Origin of the sequence: Aquabacterium lacunae, assembly GCF_004310865.1 — a bacterium.
Classification (GTDB): domain Bacteria; phylum Pseudomonadota; class Gammaproteobacteria; order Burkholderiales; family Burkholderiaceae_C; genus Aquabacterium; species Aquabacterium lacunae.
On sequence record NZ_SIXI01000002.1, the window covers coordinates 390,585 to 403,500 of the forward strand.

Below are 12,916 nucleotides of genomic sequence, written 5' to 3' on the forward strand. Positions count from 1 at the left end.
CTCGGCCCATGTGCCTGGGGCTTTGGTGGCATCATCAAAGCATGAGTGCCACCCCCATCACCCAACGCCTGCAGGCCCTGCGCGCTGCGCTGGCCGCACGCGGCATCCAGGCCGCGCTGATCCCCTCCAGTGACCCGCACCTGTCGGAATACCTGCCCGAACGCTGGCAGGGCCGGCAATGGCTCAGTGGCTTCACTGGCTCATCGGGCACCCTGCTGGTGGCCGCCGACCGCGCCGCCCTGTTCACCGACAGCCGCTACTGGGCGCAGGCCGAGACCGAGCTGGCCGGCACCGGCATCGACCTGGTCAAGCTGGACGGCGCCTTCTCGCCCGCCTGTGCGCGCTGGCTCGCCGATCTGGGCTTGTCTGGCCAGCCCGCGCTGGCCTTCGATGGCCTGGTCATGGGCCTGGCCGCGGTGCAGCAACTGAAGGAAGCCCTTCAGGCGCAGGCCCCAGCGTGGCAGGTGCAGCCGCAACTTGACGTGCTGGAGGCCATCTGGGCCGACCGCCCCGGCCTGCCCACGGCCGCGGTGTACGAACACACCGCCCCTTTTGCCTGCACGTCGCGCGCCGACAAGCTGTCGGCCTTGCGCCAGGCCATGGGGGCCCGAGGGGCCAGCCACCACTGGATCGCCACGCTCGACGACCTGGCCTGGGTGCTGAACCTGCGCGGCGCCGATGTGGACTACAACCCCGTGTTCCTGGCCCACCTGCTGGTGCATGCCGATGGGGCCGAGTTGTTCGTGCCCGAGGGCAAGGTGGCACCCGAACTGGCCGAGCGGCTGGCGGCCGATGGCGTGCAACTCAGGCCCTACGCCGAGGCGCTGGACGCCCTGGCGGCCCTGCCCCCAGGCAGCGTGCTGCTGATCGACCCCAAGCGTGTCACCCATGGCCTGCGCCAGCGTGTGCCTGCTCACACCCGCGTGGTCGAGGCCCTCAACCCGACCACGCTGGCCAAATCACGCAAGACCGATGCCGAGGCCGAGCACATCCGCGAAGCCATGGAACGAGACGGCGCGGCCATGTGCCGGTTTTATGCCTGGTTCGAGCAGGCCCTGGGGCGCGAAGCCATCAGCGAGCTGACAGTGGACGAACGCCTCAGCGCCGAGCGCGCCAAGGAGGCCGATTTCGTGTCGCTGAGCTTCCCCACCATTGCCGGTTTCAACGCCAATGGCGCCCTGCCCCACTACCGCGCCACACCCGAGGCCTTTGGCCACATCAGCACGCCACAAGGCCTGGTGGCCCAGGGCCTGCTGCTGATCGATTCGGGTGCGCAGTACCTGGGTGGCACCACCGACATCACCCGGGTGTGGCCCATTGGTCAGCCCAGCGCTGCGCAAAAGCGCGATTACACCCTGGTGCTCAAGGGCACCATCGGCCTGTCACGCGCCCGCTTCCCGCAGGGCACGCTGGCCCCCATGCTGGATGCCCTGGCGCGGGCGCCCCTGTGGGCCGAAGGCATCGATTTCGGCCATGGCACGGGGCATGGTGTGGGCTACTTCATGAACGTGCACGAAGGGCCGCAGTCCATTTCCAAGGCTGTGCCAAACGCCGACATGGCCATGCAGCCGGGCATGATCACCTCCATCGAACCCGGCCTGTACCGCCCTGGGCGCTGGGGCATCCGCATCGAAAACCTGGTGCTGAATGTGGCCCTGCCACCGGTGCAAAACGCGGAGCCGGGCGAGCCCGAACATGGTCAGTACCTGGCGTTTGAAACCTTGACGCTGTGCCCGATCGACACGCGCTGCATCGACCTGACACTGATGCGGGCCGATGAAGTGCAATGGCTGAATCAGTACCACGCCGAGGTTCGCCGCCGGCTGGCGCCCCGGGTCGAGGGCGATGCACTGACATGGCTGTTGGCGCGCACCGAGCCCGTGCCGACGCACTGAAAGCCCTTCGGGGCAGGCGTCTCAGGCGGTGGCGCGCCGGCGTTCGCCCTGTCCCATCAGGGCCCGCGCTGTGCGACGGCCACCACGCAGCAGGTGCCGCCGGATCACCTTCACCAGGTCGCCCTGGTGAAAGGGTTTGGCCAGGTGGTCGTCCATGCCAGCTTCGAGGCAAGCCCTCTGATCTTCCACCTGCGCAGCAGCCGTCAGCGCGATGATGGGCAGGCGTTCGCCCCCCTTGTGCTGTTCGACTGACCGGATGTGACGGGTGGCTTCGAAGCCGTCCATCTCGGGCATCTGGCAATCCATCAGGACCAGATCCGCCTCGTGCAGGGTCAGCCACTCCAGGGCCTGCCGCCCGTTTTCTGCCGTGGCCACCACCAGGCCCAGTTGCTCCAGTTCGGCCTGGGCCACCATGGCGTTGACCGGGTTGTCTTCGACCAGCAGCACCGTGCCATGAAGCGGGGTGCGAGGCTCTGTGGGCGTGGGCCAGGTGTTGAGCGTGCCCATGGCGGTCGACGGCACAGCCAGCGCTGGTCCGGGCACCACCTTGAGCGGCAGCACGCATCTGAACAGCGTGCCCTCGCCCAATTGACTGTCGCACACCAGCTCGCCCCCCATGGCCTCGCACACCTGACGCGCAATGCTCAAGCCCAGACCGCTGCCGGGGCTCTTGCGCCGGTGGCTGCCGTCGAGCTGCTGAAAGGCGTCGAAGATGCGCTCCGTCTCGCTGGGCGCCATGCCAATGCCGGTGTCCTGCACTTCGATGTGGAACCACGACCTGTCGCCACCGGGTTCGGTGAAGCCCTGGTGCAGCCGCACGGTGATCTGACCGCGCTCGGTGAACTTCACGGCGTTGGACAACAGATTGCCCAGCACCTGGCGTATGCGGTCACCGTCGGCTTGCACCCAGACCCCGTCAGGCAGGCGATTCTCCAGCTCGACCGACAGACCTTTGTCGAGCGCCGAGACTTCGGCCACTGCGGCGGCATCGCGCACCAGCTCGTGCAGGGCCACCTGCCGCTCGGCCAGCTCCAGCTGGCCAGACTGCAGACGCGCATGGTCGAGCACATCATTGATCACGTGCAGCAGGTGCTGCCCCGCGCCCTGCAGCAAGTTCAGGCGCTGGTGAGCCTCCTGGGTCTGCAACTCGCTTCGCAGCATGCGTGAAAGGCCCAGGATGCCGTGCAGCGGCGTGCGAAGCTCATGGCCCATGGCGGCCAGGAAATGACCTTTGGCCTCCTGCAATTGCTCGGCCTCGTTCAGGGCCTGGGCTCTGGCCTCGGCAATGTGGTCACTCTGGAAACGCAACTGAAGCAGTTCGCCCAGGCGCCGGTGGCTGCGCACGGCCTCGACCCACAAGATGACGGCAAAGCCGAGCAAGGTGATGGTACCGAACAGGCCGTAGTCGGAGCCCAGGGTCAGGCAATAGCCGACACCTGGCAACAGCACTGGCGCCAGCCAGAGCGCTGCCGCACGCTGGTCGGGCATCAGCATGAGCGTGCCACTGGCCGCCATGCCTGCCACCGAGCCCAGGACAATGGCCTGAAGGTCGGTGCGCCCGTGCAAAGGCAGCATCCAAACAGACAGTCCCCACACGGTGGCATAGGCCAGGGTGTACACCAGGAATCCGCGGCGCCAGTGCGGCGCTTCGGGGTCTGCGGCGTGACGAAAACTCAGGGCGTGGTGCGCCCGAAGCAGGGACAGCAGCAAAGCACTGATCATCCAGACCATGGCCCCCCTCAGGCTGGCCTCAGGGCGCATGTGGTTGACCAGCGCCACCAGCATCACTGCGAACACGGCCGCCCAGAGAGAGGCCAAGGGCACATGGGCGTGCAGCATGCGCGTTCGGGCATGCTGCATCTGGCTCTGCATGGATGGAGGATGGGACTGGGGCGACATGGCAGATTCTTTGGAAATCGTGCTGCCAGTGTTGCAAGCGCCCCCCTCAGGCCTTCATAGCAAATCCCCTCGGGCTCCCCCACTGTCACCGTGAATTCTGGACATTCGATCCCCCCTGCCCGCGGGGGTCAGCGCAGCCGTCCCACATAGCGCTGCGACAGTTCTGCACTACGGGAGACTGACTCGCTGCGCGACTCAGGGCGCAGTTCGCTGTCGTGCCAGCGAGAAGGCACCTCGTTGGCGGCTTCGCTGGCCTTGGCCGGGCGGCGTGGGCGCAAGGGTTCAAAAGCCGCCTCAAGCCGGTCGGCCAGGGTGTTCAGGTCAGGATCCTGTTCGGCGCGGCACAAGCGCACCATGGCCAGGGCGTACTCCACATTGCTGGCCATCCATTCGGTGTCGGTGACACGACCCAGCTTGCGTCGCATGGCGACGTGCAGGTGGGCGGCGATGGCGAGGCGTTGGCTGTCTGTGCTCATGGAAACTCCCTGGTTCGGTTCTCGGCATGTGCAAATATGGTGCCAAGTTGTGACAAATGGTCAGCCTCTGCACAGGGGGTCCCCCGCGAACACGGGGCCGATTTTCAGAAGGCGCACCGAAAAGGCACACTGTGAGATCCCAGCACAGCCCCCTCACGGTTTTTCCATGCGCCTGAGCATCTCGCACAAGACCTATTCCTCGTGGTCACTTCGCCCCTGGTTGCTGATGAAGCAGCTGGGCATTGCCTTTGAAGAACACATGGTGCTGTTCGGCGACGAGCCCGCCTGGCAGGCCTACCGACAGCAGGTGCCCTCGGGCAAGGTGCCCGCGCTTCACACACCCGAAGGCCTGGTGTGGGATTCCATGGGCATCACCGAATACCTGGCCGAACGTTTTGAAGGGGTGTGGCCCGACGCCCCGGCCGCGCGTGCGTGGGCCCGTTGCGCGGCCGCCGAAATGCACAGCGGCTTTGGCACGCTGCGCACGCAGTGCTCGATGAACACGCTGCGCACCTTTGAGATGAAGGCCATCGACGCGGCCTTGCAGAAAGACCTCGACCGCCTGCAGGCGCTGTGGGGTGAAGGCCTGCAGCGCTTCGGCGGGCCCTTCCTGGCGGGCGATCGCTTCACAGCGGTCGACGCCTTCTTTGCGCCCGTGGCCTTCCGGCTCAAGGCCTACCAGCTGCCCGTGCAGCCCGAGGTTCAGGCCTATGCCGAGCGCCTGCTGGCCTTGCCGGCCGTGCAGGAATGGGTGCAGGCCGCGCGCAGCGAGCCCACCGACCCACCGCACGAAGAAGCCTGCACCGGCTGGGCGAACCCCGTCAGTCCTTGAACTGGGGCGTCTGCTTGGCCATGCTGGCCATCATGGCCGCCATCAGGTCGGACGACATCAGCATGGCCGAGTTCCAGGTGGCGATGTAGTTCAGGCCGTCGGCCACGCTGTGGTCGCGGCTGTAGTTCAGCATCTCCTTGGTGCCTCGGATGCTCAGCGGCGATTTGGCCGCGATCTGGGCCGCCAGTTCGCGCACGCCGGCCACCAGGGCCTCGCGGCTGTCGTACACCGTGTTGACCAGGCCGATGCGCTGGGCCTCGTCGGCCAGCACCTTGCGGCCCGTGAAGGCCATCTCGCGCACCAGGCCCTGGTGCCCGATCAGCTTGGGCAGGCGCTGCAGGGTGCCCACGTCGGCCACCATGCCGATGTCGATTTCCTTGATGGTGAAGTAAGCGTCGGCGCTGGCGTAGCGCATGTCGGCGCAGCAGATCAGGTCGACCCCACCGCCCACACAGCCGCCGTGGATGGCGGCCAGCACGGGCTTGCGGCACTTTTCCAGGCTGGTCAGGGTGTCCTGCAGCTCCAGCACCAGGGCGCGCAGCTTCTCGCGCGAGCGGCCATCGCACTCGTCCTTGATCTGGCCTTGCAGGCCCATCATCATGGTCAGGTCGATGCCGGAGGTGAAGTGCTTGCCCTCGCCTTCCAGCACCACCACGCGCACCTCGGGCGTGCGGTCAGCCCATTGCATGGCCGAACGGATGTCCTGCCACATGGCCCAGTTCATGGCGTTGGCCTTGTCCGGGCGGTTCAGGGTGACGGTGGAGATGTGGTCGGCCAGCGCAATGCGCAGGGTCTCCAGCTGAGGCGTTTCAATGCTCATGGCGTGCTCCTGAAGGTGTGCGCTCAAATGGCCGCGGCCACTTCGGTGCCTTGCTTGATGGCGCGCTTGGCGTCCAGCTCGGAGGCCACGTCGGCACCGCCGATCAGGTGCACCTTCTGGCCCGCAGCTTCCAGGCCGGCCTGCAAGGCACGGAAGGGTTCCTGGCCTGCGCAGATCACCACGTTGTCCACCGGCAAGGTGATGTCCTTGCCACCCACGGTGATGTGCAGCCCGGCATCGTCGATCTTGTTGTAGCTGGCGCCAGCGATCATTTCCACGCGGCGGTTCTTCAGCGAGGTGCGGTGGATCCAGCCCGTGGTCTTGCCCAGGCCGTCACCCACCTTGCTGGCCTTGCGCTGCAACAGGTAGATCTGGCGCGGGGGTGTGGGCAGGTGCGGGGCCTTCAGGCCACCGGCTTCGGCGTAGCTGCTGTCGATGCCCCACTCGTCGTTGAACAGGTTCAGGTTCAGCGAGGGGCTTTCGCCTTCGTGCGTGAGGTACTCGGACACGTCAAAGCCGATGCCACCGGCACCGATCACGGCCACGGTCTTGCCCACGGGCTTCTTGTCGCGCAGCACGTCGAGGTAGCTCAGCACCTTGGGGTGGTCGATGCCGTCGATGGCCGGGGTGCGCGGGCTGACACCGGTGGCCAGCAGGATCTCGTCGAAGCCGCCTTGCACCAGGTCTTCCACCGACACGCGGGTGTTGAACTTGGTGGTCACGCCGGTGGCCTTGAGCTCGTTGCGGAAGTAGCGCAGGGTTTCGTAGAACTCTTCCTTGCCCGGGATCTGCTTGGCCACGTTGAACTGGCCGCCCACATCGCTGTCGGCTTCGAACAGGGTGACCTCATGGCCACGGCTGGCTGCGGTGGTGGCCGCAGCCAGACCGGCCGGGCCAGCGCCCACCACGGCCACGCGCTTTTTGGCGGTGGCCGGTTCGATCTTGAGGATGGTTTCGTGGCAGGCGCGCGGGTTCACCAGACAGGAGGTGATCTTGCCGCTGAAGGTGTGGTCCAGGCAGGCCTGGTTGCAGCCGATGCAAGTGTTGATGCGGTCGGCCTGACCGGCGGCGGCCTTGTTCACGAACTCGGGGTCGGCCAGCAGGGGGCGGGCCATCGAGACCATGTCGGCGCTGCCTTCGGCCAGGATCTGCTCGCCCACTTCGGGCGTGTTGATGCGGTTGGTGGTGATCAGGGGCACCTTGACCTTGCCCTTCATCATCTTGGTGACCCAGGCAAAGGCGCCGCGGGGCACGCTGGTGGCGATGGTGGGGATGCGGGCTTCGTGCCAGCCGATGCCGGTGTTGATCAGGGTGGCGCCAGCGGCTTCCACGGCCTGGGCCAGCTCCACCACTTCGTCGTGGGTGGAGCCGCCTTCGACCAGGTCGAGCATGGACAGGCGGTAGATGATGATGAAGTTGGGGCCCACACGCTCGCGCACGCGCTTGACGATCTCCACCGGGAAGCGCATGCGGTTGGCGTAGCTGCCGCCCCATTCGTCGGTGCGGTGGTTGGTGCGGGCGGCAATGAATTCGTTGATCAGGTAGCCCTCGGAGCCCATGATCTCGACGCCGTCGTAGCCGGCCTTCTGGGCCATGGCGGCGCAGTGGGCGTAGTCTTCGACGGTTTGCCAGACCTCTTCGGTGCTGAGTTCACGCGGGGGCATGGGCGAGATCGGGGCCTTGATGGGGCTGGGGCCGACCAGGCCCGGGTGGTAGGCGTAGCGGCCAAAGTGCAGGATCTGCATGGCGATCTTGCCGCCGGCTTCGTGAACCGCGTCGGTCACCACCTTGTGCTGGGCGGCTTCTTCTTCAGAAGCCATGCGGGCGCCACCGGGGTAAGGGCGGCCTGCGTCGTTGGGCGAGATGCCGCCGGTCACCATCAGGGCCACGCCACCGCGGGCGCGCTCGGCATAGAAGGCGGCCATGCGCGCGAAGCCGTCTTTGGCTTCTTCCAGACCGACGTGCATGGAGCCCATCAGCACGCGGTTGCGCAGCGTGGTGAAGCCCAGATCCAGGGGTTGCAGCAGGTGGGGGTAAGCGGACATGGCGTTCCTGTGTGGCTGAGAAATGTCTTGGGGAAACAGACGGCTTGAAAGCAGCGGGGATCTTGACGCCTTCGGCGGCTTTCGGCCATGGGGCCGTGCCGCGTGGGCGAAAACAAACATGCAACCAGTTGCATAGTTGGCAAGCTGCAATGTAGGGCAGAAATCCGAACTATGCAACTGGTTGCATGGTGCATTGCGCGACGTACACTGTGGCCCATGTCGCTCGCGCACGCCCTGATGACGTCCCTGCTGGAGAAATCTTCTTCCGGCTACGACCTGGCGCGCCGCTTCGACAAATCGATCGGCTATTTCTGGCATGCCACGCACCAGCAGATCTACCGCGAGCTGGCGCGCATGGAGGCCAGCGGCTGGATCGCTTCCGACCTGGCGCCCGATGGCGGCAAGACCCGCAAGCGCGTGTACCGCGTGCTGGACGCCGGACGCCAGGAAGTGGTGCGCTGGGCGCAGGAGCCCACACCGCCCATGGACATGCGCGACGACCTGATGGTCAAGCTGCGCGCCGATGCGGCCCTGGGCGCCCACAGCCCCCTGAGCCTGGACACCGAAATCGAGCGCCGCCTGCAGTTGCACCGCACCAAGCTGGTGGCCTACCGCGCCATCGAGGCGCGTGATTTCCCTGCCGGCCAGCCCCTCAGCCGCGAGGCCACGATCCAGCACATGATCCTGAAGACCGGGATCATGTACGAACAGGGCTGGGCCCGCTGGTGCGAAGACGCGCTCAGGACGCTGCACACACTGTCGCCTGAAGCCTCTGAATCGCCTGCAGCCCCAGCAAGCACGCACACATCACAAACACCAGGAGCCCCCGATGATCGTGACCGTCTTTCGCTCGCGCCTGAACCCTGAGCACCAGGCCGAGTACACCGAATGGGCCGCCCGCATGGCCGCCCTGGCCCGCACCATGCCGGGCTATGTGTCGCACAAAGGCTTCACGGCCGACGATGGCGAGCGCGTGACCGTGGTGGAATTCGACTCTCTGGACGCCACGCAGGCCTGGGGCCGACACCCCGAGCACCTTCAGGCCATGAAGCGCGGCCGCGAAGCCTTTTACCTGCAGTACAGCCTGCAGGTGTGCGAGGTGCGCAAACACCACCACTTCGACACCACCCGGCCTGCAGCGGACACCCCGCCCCGCTGAGTCGGCATCGTGCTTGCATGGCGCCCAGCAGCCCCACCCCAGCCTGCCTCGCCATGACAACACCTGCACACACAGCCCACGCCTCGGCCAACCCGCCGAATCGCCCCCTGATCCGCCTGTACCAGGACTGGCTGGCCGAACACCGGGGCCTGCAGTTCAACAGCTATGGCGAGCTGTGGCGCTGGAGCGTGGACGAGCCCGAAGCCTTCTGGCGCAGCCTGTGGGACCACGATGGCTTCGAATCGCCCACGCCGCCCACCGTGGCGCTGGCGAATGCCCAGATGCCAGGCGCGCAATGGTTCCCGGGCACGCAGGTGAACTACGCCCAGCGCGTGCTGCGCCACGTGGCCGCCGCCGAAGCGGCCGGCGTGCCCGCCATCGTGAGTGACGACGAACTGGGCCAGGCCCGCGAGCTGGGCTGGGCCGAACTGCAACGCCAGGTGGCCTCGCTGGCCCTGAGGCTGCGGGCGGCCGGGGTGGGCCGCGGCGACCGCGTGGCGGCCTACCTGCCCAACATCCCGGAAACCATGGTGGCCTTCCTGGCCTGCGCCAGCCTGGGCGCCATCTGGAGCGTGTGCGCGCCCGACATGGGCACGCAGGCCGTGACCGACCGCTTCAGCCAGATCACGCCCAAGCTGCTGATCGCCACCGACGGCGTGTACTACGCGGGCAAGGCCATCGACCGCAGCGAGACCGTGCAGGCCCTGCGCGCCGCCTTGCCCAGCGTGCAGACCCTGCTGATGGTGCGCAGCCCGCATGCCCGGCAGGTGCTGCCCGCCGACATCGACTACGAAGACGCCATTGCCGACACGGGTGAAGCCGTGCAGGCCTTCACGCCCGAATGGCTGCCCTTCGACCACCCGCTGTGGGTGGTCTATTCCAGCGGCACCACCGGCCTGCCCAAGCCCATCGTGCATGGGCATGGCGGCATCCTGCTGATCTCGGCGGCCAGCGGCAAGCATTACGACATCGGCTGCAGTCACGCGGCCAACAACCTGGGCGAACGCTTCCACTGGTACAGCTCGACCGGCTGGATCATGTGGAACGCGCAGCTGGCCGGCCTGCTGGACGGCGCCACCGTGTGCCTGTTCGACGGCAGCCCAGGTGGCAGCAAGGACCAGCCCGACTGGGGCGTGTTGTGGCGCTTTGCCGCCCGCCACCGCGTGACCTGGTTCGGGGCAGGCGCGGCGTTCTATGCCAGCTGCATGAAGGCCGGCATCACCTTGAGTGACTTCGGTGACCTGCGCCGCATCCGCGCCCTGGGCTCGACCGGCTCGCCCCTGGCCGAAGACGTGCAGCGCTGGGTGAGCGACCAGTTCGCTGCACTGGGCACCCCGGACATCTGGTGGAACAACATTTCGGGTGGCACCGACTTCGCGGGGGCCTTCATCGGCGGGCACCGCGAGCTGCCGATCCAGCCCGGGCGCATGCAATGCCGCATGCTGGGCTGCGCCGTGGAAGCCTGGAGCGAGCAAGGCCAGGCCGTGACCGACGAAGTGGGCGAGCTGGTGTGCCGCAGCCCCCTGCCCTCGATGCCGCTGTACTTCTGGGGCGACGAGGGCAACGCCCGCTACCTGGGCAGCTACTTCGACACTTACCCCGGCGTGTGGCGCCATGGCGACTGGCTGAAGGTGCACGACGACGAGAGCTGCATCATCTACGGCCGCAGCGACGCCACCATCAACCGGCATGGCCTGCGCATGGGCACCAGCGAGCTCTACAACGCGGTCGAGGCCCTGCCCGAGGTGCTCGACAGCCTGGTGATCGACCTGGAGTACCTGGGCAAGGAAAGCCGCATGATCATGTTCGTGAGCCTGCGGCCCGGCTTCACGATGGACGCCGCACTGCTCGCCCGCGTGCAGGGGGCCATTCGGCAGGCGGTGTCGCCTCGCTTCGTGCCCGACGAAATCCTGCAGGCCCCCGAGATCCCGCGCACGCTGTCGGGCAAGAAGCAGGAAGTACCGATCAAGAAGGTGTTCCTGGGACAGCCCCTGGCCAAGGTGGTCAACCGCGACGCCATGGCCAACCCGGGCTGCCTCCCTTGGTACCAGGCCCGCGCCGACGAGCACCTGGCACGCCAGGGCTGATCAGGCGGTCAGGCGGCGGCCCCGGCGCAGCAGCGCATCAGCCCATCACCACGGGCCCGCCTTTGGCGATGGCCCGCTGGTAAGCCGGGCGCGCCACCATGCGGTCGCGGTAGGCCATGAGGTGCGGGTACTGCTGCGCACCGCCGGCACGCTGCAACAGGGCCTCCACGGCGAAGCTCATCTGGAAATCAGCCAGGGTCAGGTGCTGGCCCGCGAACCAGGTGTGGCGCGACAGGTGGGCTTCGATGAAGGCCAGGCTGGTGCTCAGGTTCGGGTCGATCAGCTGCTGCTGCACACGCTTGCACAACTCGCGCGCGATGGGCCGCACGAAGAACGGCATGGGCTGCGTGGGGATGGTCATGAAGACCAGCTTCATCACGGCCCAGTTCATCAGCGAGCCTTCGGCAAAGTGCATCCAGAAACGCATCTGGAAGGCCTCGGGCGTGCCGCGCTCGGGCACCAGATGGACCAGTTCATCGGGCCAGCGGCCGCCCTGAGCCAGATGACGCTCGGCGATGTGCTCCAGAATGGGCGCCGATTCGGCCACCGCCAGGCCGTCGTCCGTGACCACGGGTGATTTGCCCAGCGGGTGCACCTTCTTGAGCTCGGGCGGCGCCAGCCTGGTGACCGGGTGCCGCTTGTACAGTTTCAGTTCATAGGGCAGGCCCAGCTCCTCCAGCAGCCACAAGATGCGTTGCGAGCGCGAAGTCTCCAGGTGGTGGACGGTGATCATGGGGCAGACTTTCGATGACGAAGGACAGCTGGGCGGCGTGGATCACACCGGGCGGAACACGCGGGCCACGATGTGTCGCAGCAACCAGCGCGGCGTGAAGCGGGTGGACCACACGCCCAGCTTGTTGACCAGGCCCGGCACCACGATGGCCTGGTTGCGCATGAGTGCATCGACCGCGGTGTCGGCCACGCTGGCTGCGCTGGCAAAAGGCACCTTGTCGGCCAGCGAAATGCGCCGGGCCTTGGAGGCCACCTGCACGAACTCGCTCTGCGTCGGGCCCGGGCACAGGGCCGTGACGGCAATGCCGTGCGGCGCGAGTTCGTGGTGCAAGGCTTCGCTGTACGACAGCACATAGGCCTTGCTGGCGAAGTACACCGCCATGCCCGGACCGGGCTGGAAGGCGGCAGTGGACGCCACATTCAGGATGCGGCCCCTGCCCTGCCGCTTCATGGCCGGCAGCAGCGCGTGCGTGAGTTCGGTCAGGGCGCGCATGTTCAGGTCGATCATGCGTTGCTCGTCGGCCCACTGGTTGTCGAGGTGGTAGCCAATGTGGCCCAGGCCGGCGTTGTTCACCAGCACCTCGGGCTGCAGGCCCTGTGCCGCCAGAGCGGCGGCCAGTTGCTGCACGCCATCGGCGTCGGCCAGGTCCTGTGGCAGCACGTGGCAACGCACACCATGCTGCTGAGCCAGTTGCTCGGCCAGAGTCTGCATGGGGCCCTTGCGGCGGGCCACCAGCACCAGGTCATGGCCACGGCGGGCCAGGCTGCGGGCGATCTGCTCGCCAATGCCAGAGGAGGCGCCAGTCACCAGGGCCAGAGGTCTCGTCATGCGGAGTGCTCCCAAAAACTACCCGGCTGAAACGCCAGGCACATCGGGTGTGCATTGTGAGGCCAGCGACCCAGATTTCAGCCCGGCGTGGCGCACATGACAGACGTGATGCGAGGTCTCATGCGAAGCCTCGCACAAGAGC

The 12,916-nt window shown here is 66.9% G+C and carries 11 protein-coding genes; 5 read left to right on the plus strand and 6 right to left on the minus strand.

Going from position 1 to position 12,916, the window contains the following annotated elements; genetic code table 11:
• Nucleotides 1-41: 41 nt before the first annotated feature.
• On the plus strand, nucleotides 42-1,895 hold the full coding sequence (locus EYS42_RS05495) for an aminopeptidase P family protein (protein WP_130966848.1): 1,854 nt from the start codon (nucleotides 42-44) through the stop codon (nucleotides 1,893-1,895).
• A 21-nt stretch (nucleotides 1,896-1,916) separates the two neighbouring features.
• On the opposite strand, the gene EYS42_RS05500 is transcribed toward EYS42_RS05495, so the two are convergent.
• Entirely contained in the window at nucleotides 1,917-3,794 is a 1,878-nt protein-coding gene (locus EYS42_RS05500) for a response regulator (protein WP_130966849.1), read from the minus strand.
• Between the two features lie 128 nt (nucleotides 3,795-3,922).
• A complete protein-coding gene (locus tag EYS42_RS05505; RefSeq protein ID WP_130966850.1) occupies nucleotides 3,923-4,270 on the minus strand; it encodes a hypothetical protein in 348 nt (115 codons plus the stop codon).
• A gap of 166 nt (nucleotides 4,271-4,436) precedes the next feature.
• On the opposite strand from EYS42_RS05505, the gene EYS42_RS05510 reads away from it, so the two are divergent.
• On the plus strand, nucleotides 4,437-5,102 hold the full coding sequence (locus tag EYS42_RS05510; protein ID WP_130966851.1) for a glutathione S-transferase: 666 nt from the start codon (nucleotides 4,437-4,439) through the stop codon (nucleotides 5,100-5,102).
• Here EYS42_RS05510 and EYS42_RS05515 read toward each other — a convergent pair.
• Nucleotides 5,092-5,922, minus strand: coding sequence for a crotonase/enoyl-CoA hydratase family protein (locus tag EYS42_RS05515; protein ID WP_130966852.1), 831 nt, complete (start codon nucleotides 5,920-5,922; stop codon nucleotides 5,092-5,094). The two genes, EYS42_RS05510 and EYS42_RS05515, sit on opposite strands and share 11 nt — an antisense overlap.
• A 23-nt stretch (nucleotides 5,923-5,945) precedes the next feature.
• Nucleotides 5,946-7,967: an NADPH-dependent 2,4-dienoyl-CoA reductase gene (locus tag EYS42_RS05520; protein WP_130966853.1), complete on the minus strand. Its 2,022-nt coding sequence runs from the start codon at nucleotides 7,965-7,967 to the stop codon at nucleotides 5,946-5,948.
• 216 nt (nucleotides 7,968-8,183) lie between these two features.
• Between EYS42_RS05520 and EYS42_RS05525 the strand changes: the two genes are divergently transcribed.
• From EYS42_RS05525 to EYS42_RS05535, 3 genes are read left to right on the plus strand one after another with little or no spacing between them, the layout of a single operon-like run.
• On the plus strand, nucleotides 8,184-8,834 hold the full coding sequence (locus EYS42_RS05525) for a PadR family transcriptional regulator (protein ID WP_130966854.1): 651 nt from the start codon (nucleotides 8,184-8,186) through the stop codon (nucleotides 8,832-8,834).
• Nucleotides 8,797-9,126, plus strand: coding sequence for an antibiotic biosynthesis monooxygenase family protein (locus EYS42_RS05530; protein ID WP_130966855.1), 330 nt, complete (start codon nucleotides 8,797-8,799; stop codon nucleotides 9,124-9,126). The genes EYS42_RS05525 and EYS42_RS05530 overlap by 38 nt, the downstream gene beginning before the upstream one ends.
• 53 nt (nucleotides 9,127-9,179) lie before the next feature.
• Nucleotides 9,180-11,213, plus strand: a complete 2,034-nt coding sequence (locus EYS42_RS05535) for an acetoacetate--CoA ligase (protein WP_130966856.1) — start codon at nucleotides 9,180-9,182, stop codon at nucleotides 11,211-11,213.
• Nucleotides 11,214-11,250: 37 nt separating this feature from the next.
• On the opposite strand, the gene EYS42_RS05540 is transcribed toward EYS42_RS05535, so the two are convergent.
• On the minus strand, nucleotides 11,251-11,946 hold the full coding sequence (locus tag EYS42_RS05540) for a glutathione S-transferase family protein (protein ID WP_130966857.1): 696 nt from the start codon (nucleotides 11,944-11,946) through the stop codon (nucleotides 11,251-11,253).
• A 42-nt stretch (nucleotides 11,947-11,988) separates the two neighbouring features.
• Nucleotides 11,989-12,774 (minus strand): SDR family NAD(P)-dependent oxidoreductase, encoded by a 786-nt coding sequence (locus EYS42_RS05545; protein WP_130966858.1) that lies wholly within the window; start codon nucleotides 12,772-12,774, stop codon nucleotides 11,989-11,991.
• Nucleotides 12,775-12,916 lie beyond the last annotated feature (142 nt).

What these genes read in the sequence shown, in the direction of transcription:
- EYS42_RS05495 (WP_130966848.1), top strand. Translation starts at nt 42, where the DNA reads ATGAGTGCCACCCCCATCACCCAACGCCTGCAGGCCCTGCGCGCTGCG.
- EYS42_RS05500 (WP_130966849.1), bottom strand. Translation starts at nt 3,794, where the DNA reads ATGTCGCCCCAGTCCCATCCTCCATCCATGCAGAGCCAGATGCAGCAT.
- EYS42_RS05505 (WP_130966850.1), bottom strand. Translation starts at nt 4,270, where the DNA reads ATGAGCACAGACAGCCAACGCCTCGCCATCGCCGCCCACCTGCACGTC.
- EYS42_RS05510 (WP_130966851.1), top strand. Translation starts at nt 4,437, where the DNA reads ATGCGCCTGAGCATCTCGCACAAGACCTATTCCTCGTGGTCACTTCGC.
- EYS42_RS05515 (WP_130966852.1), bottom strand. Translation starts at nt 5,922, where the DNA reads ATGAGCATTGAAACGCCTCAGCTGGAGACCCTGCGCATTGCGCTGGCC.
- EYS42_RS05520 (WP_130966853.1), bottom strand. Translation starts at nt 7,967, where the DNA reads ATGTCCGCTTACCCCCACCTGCTGCAACCCCTGGATCTGGGCTTCACC.
- EYS42_RS05525 (WP_130966854.1), top strand. Translation starts at nt 8,184, where the DNA reads ATGTCGCTCGCGCACGCCCTGATGACGTCCCTGCTGGAGAAATCTTCT.
- EYS42_RS05530 (WP_130966855.1), top strand. Translation starts at nt 8,797, where the DNA reads ATGATCGTGACCGTCTTTCGCTCGCGCCTGAACCCTGAGCACCAGGCC.
- EYS42_RS05535 (WP_130966856.1), top strand. Translation starts at nt 9,180, where the DNA reads ATGACAACACCTGCACACACAGCCCACGCCTCGGCCAACCCGCCGAAT.
- EYS42_RS05540 (WP_130966857.1), bottom strand. Translation starts at nt 11,946, where the DNA reads ATGATCACCGTCCACCACCTGGAGACTTCGCGCTCGCAACGCATCTTG.
- EYS42_RS05545 (WP_130966858.1), bottom strand. Translation starts at nt 12,774, where the DNA reads ATGACGAGACCTCTGGCCCTGGTGACTGGCGCCTCCTCTGGCATTGGC.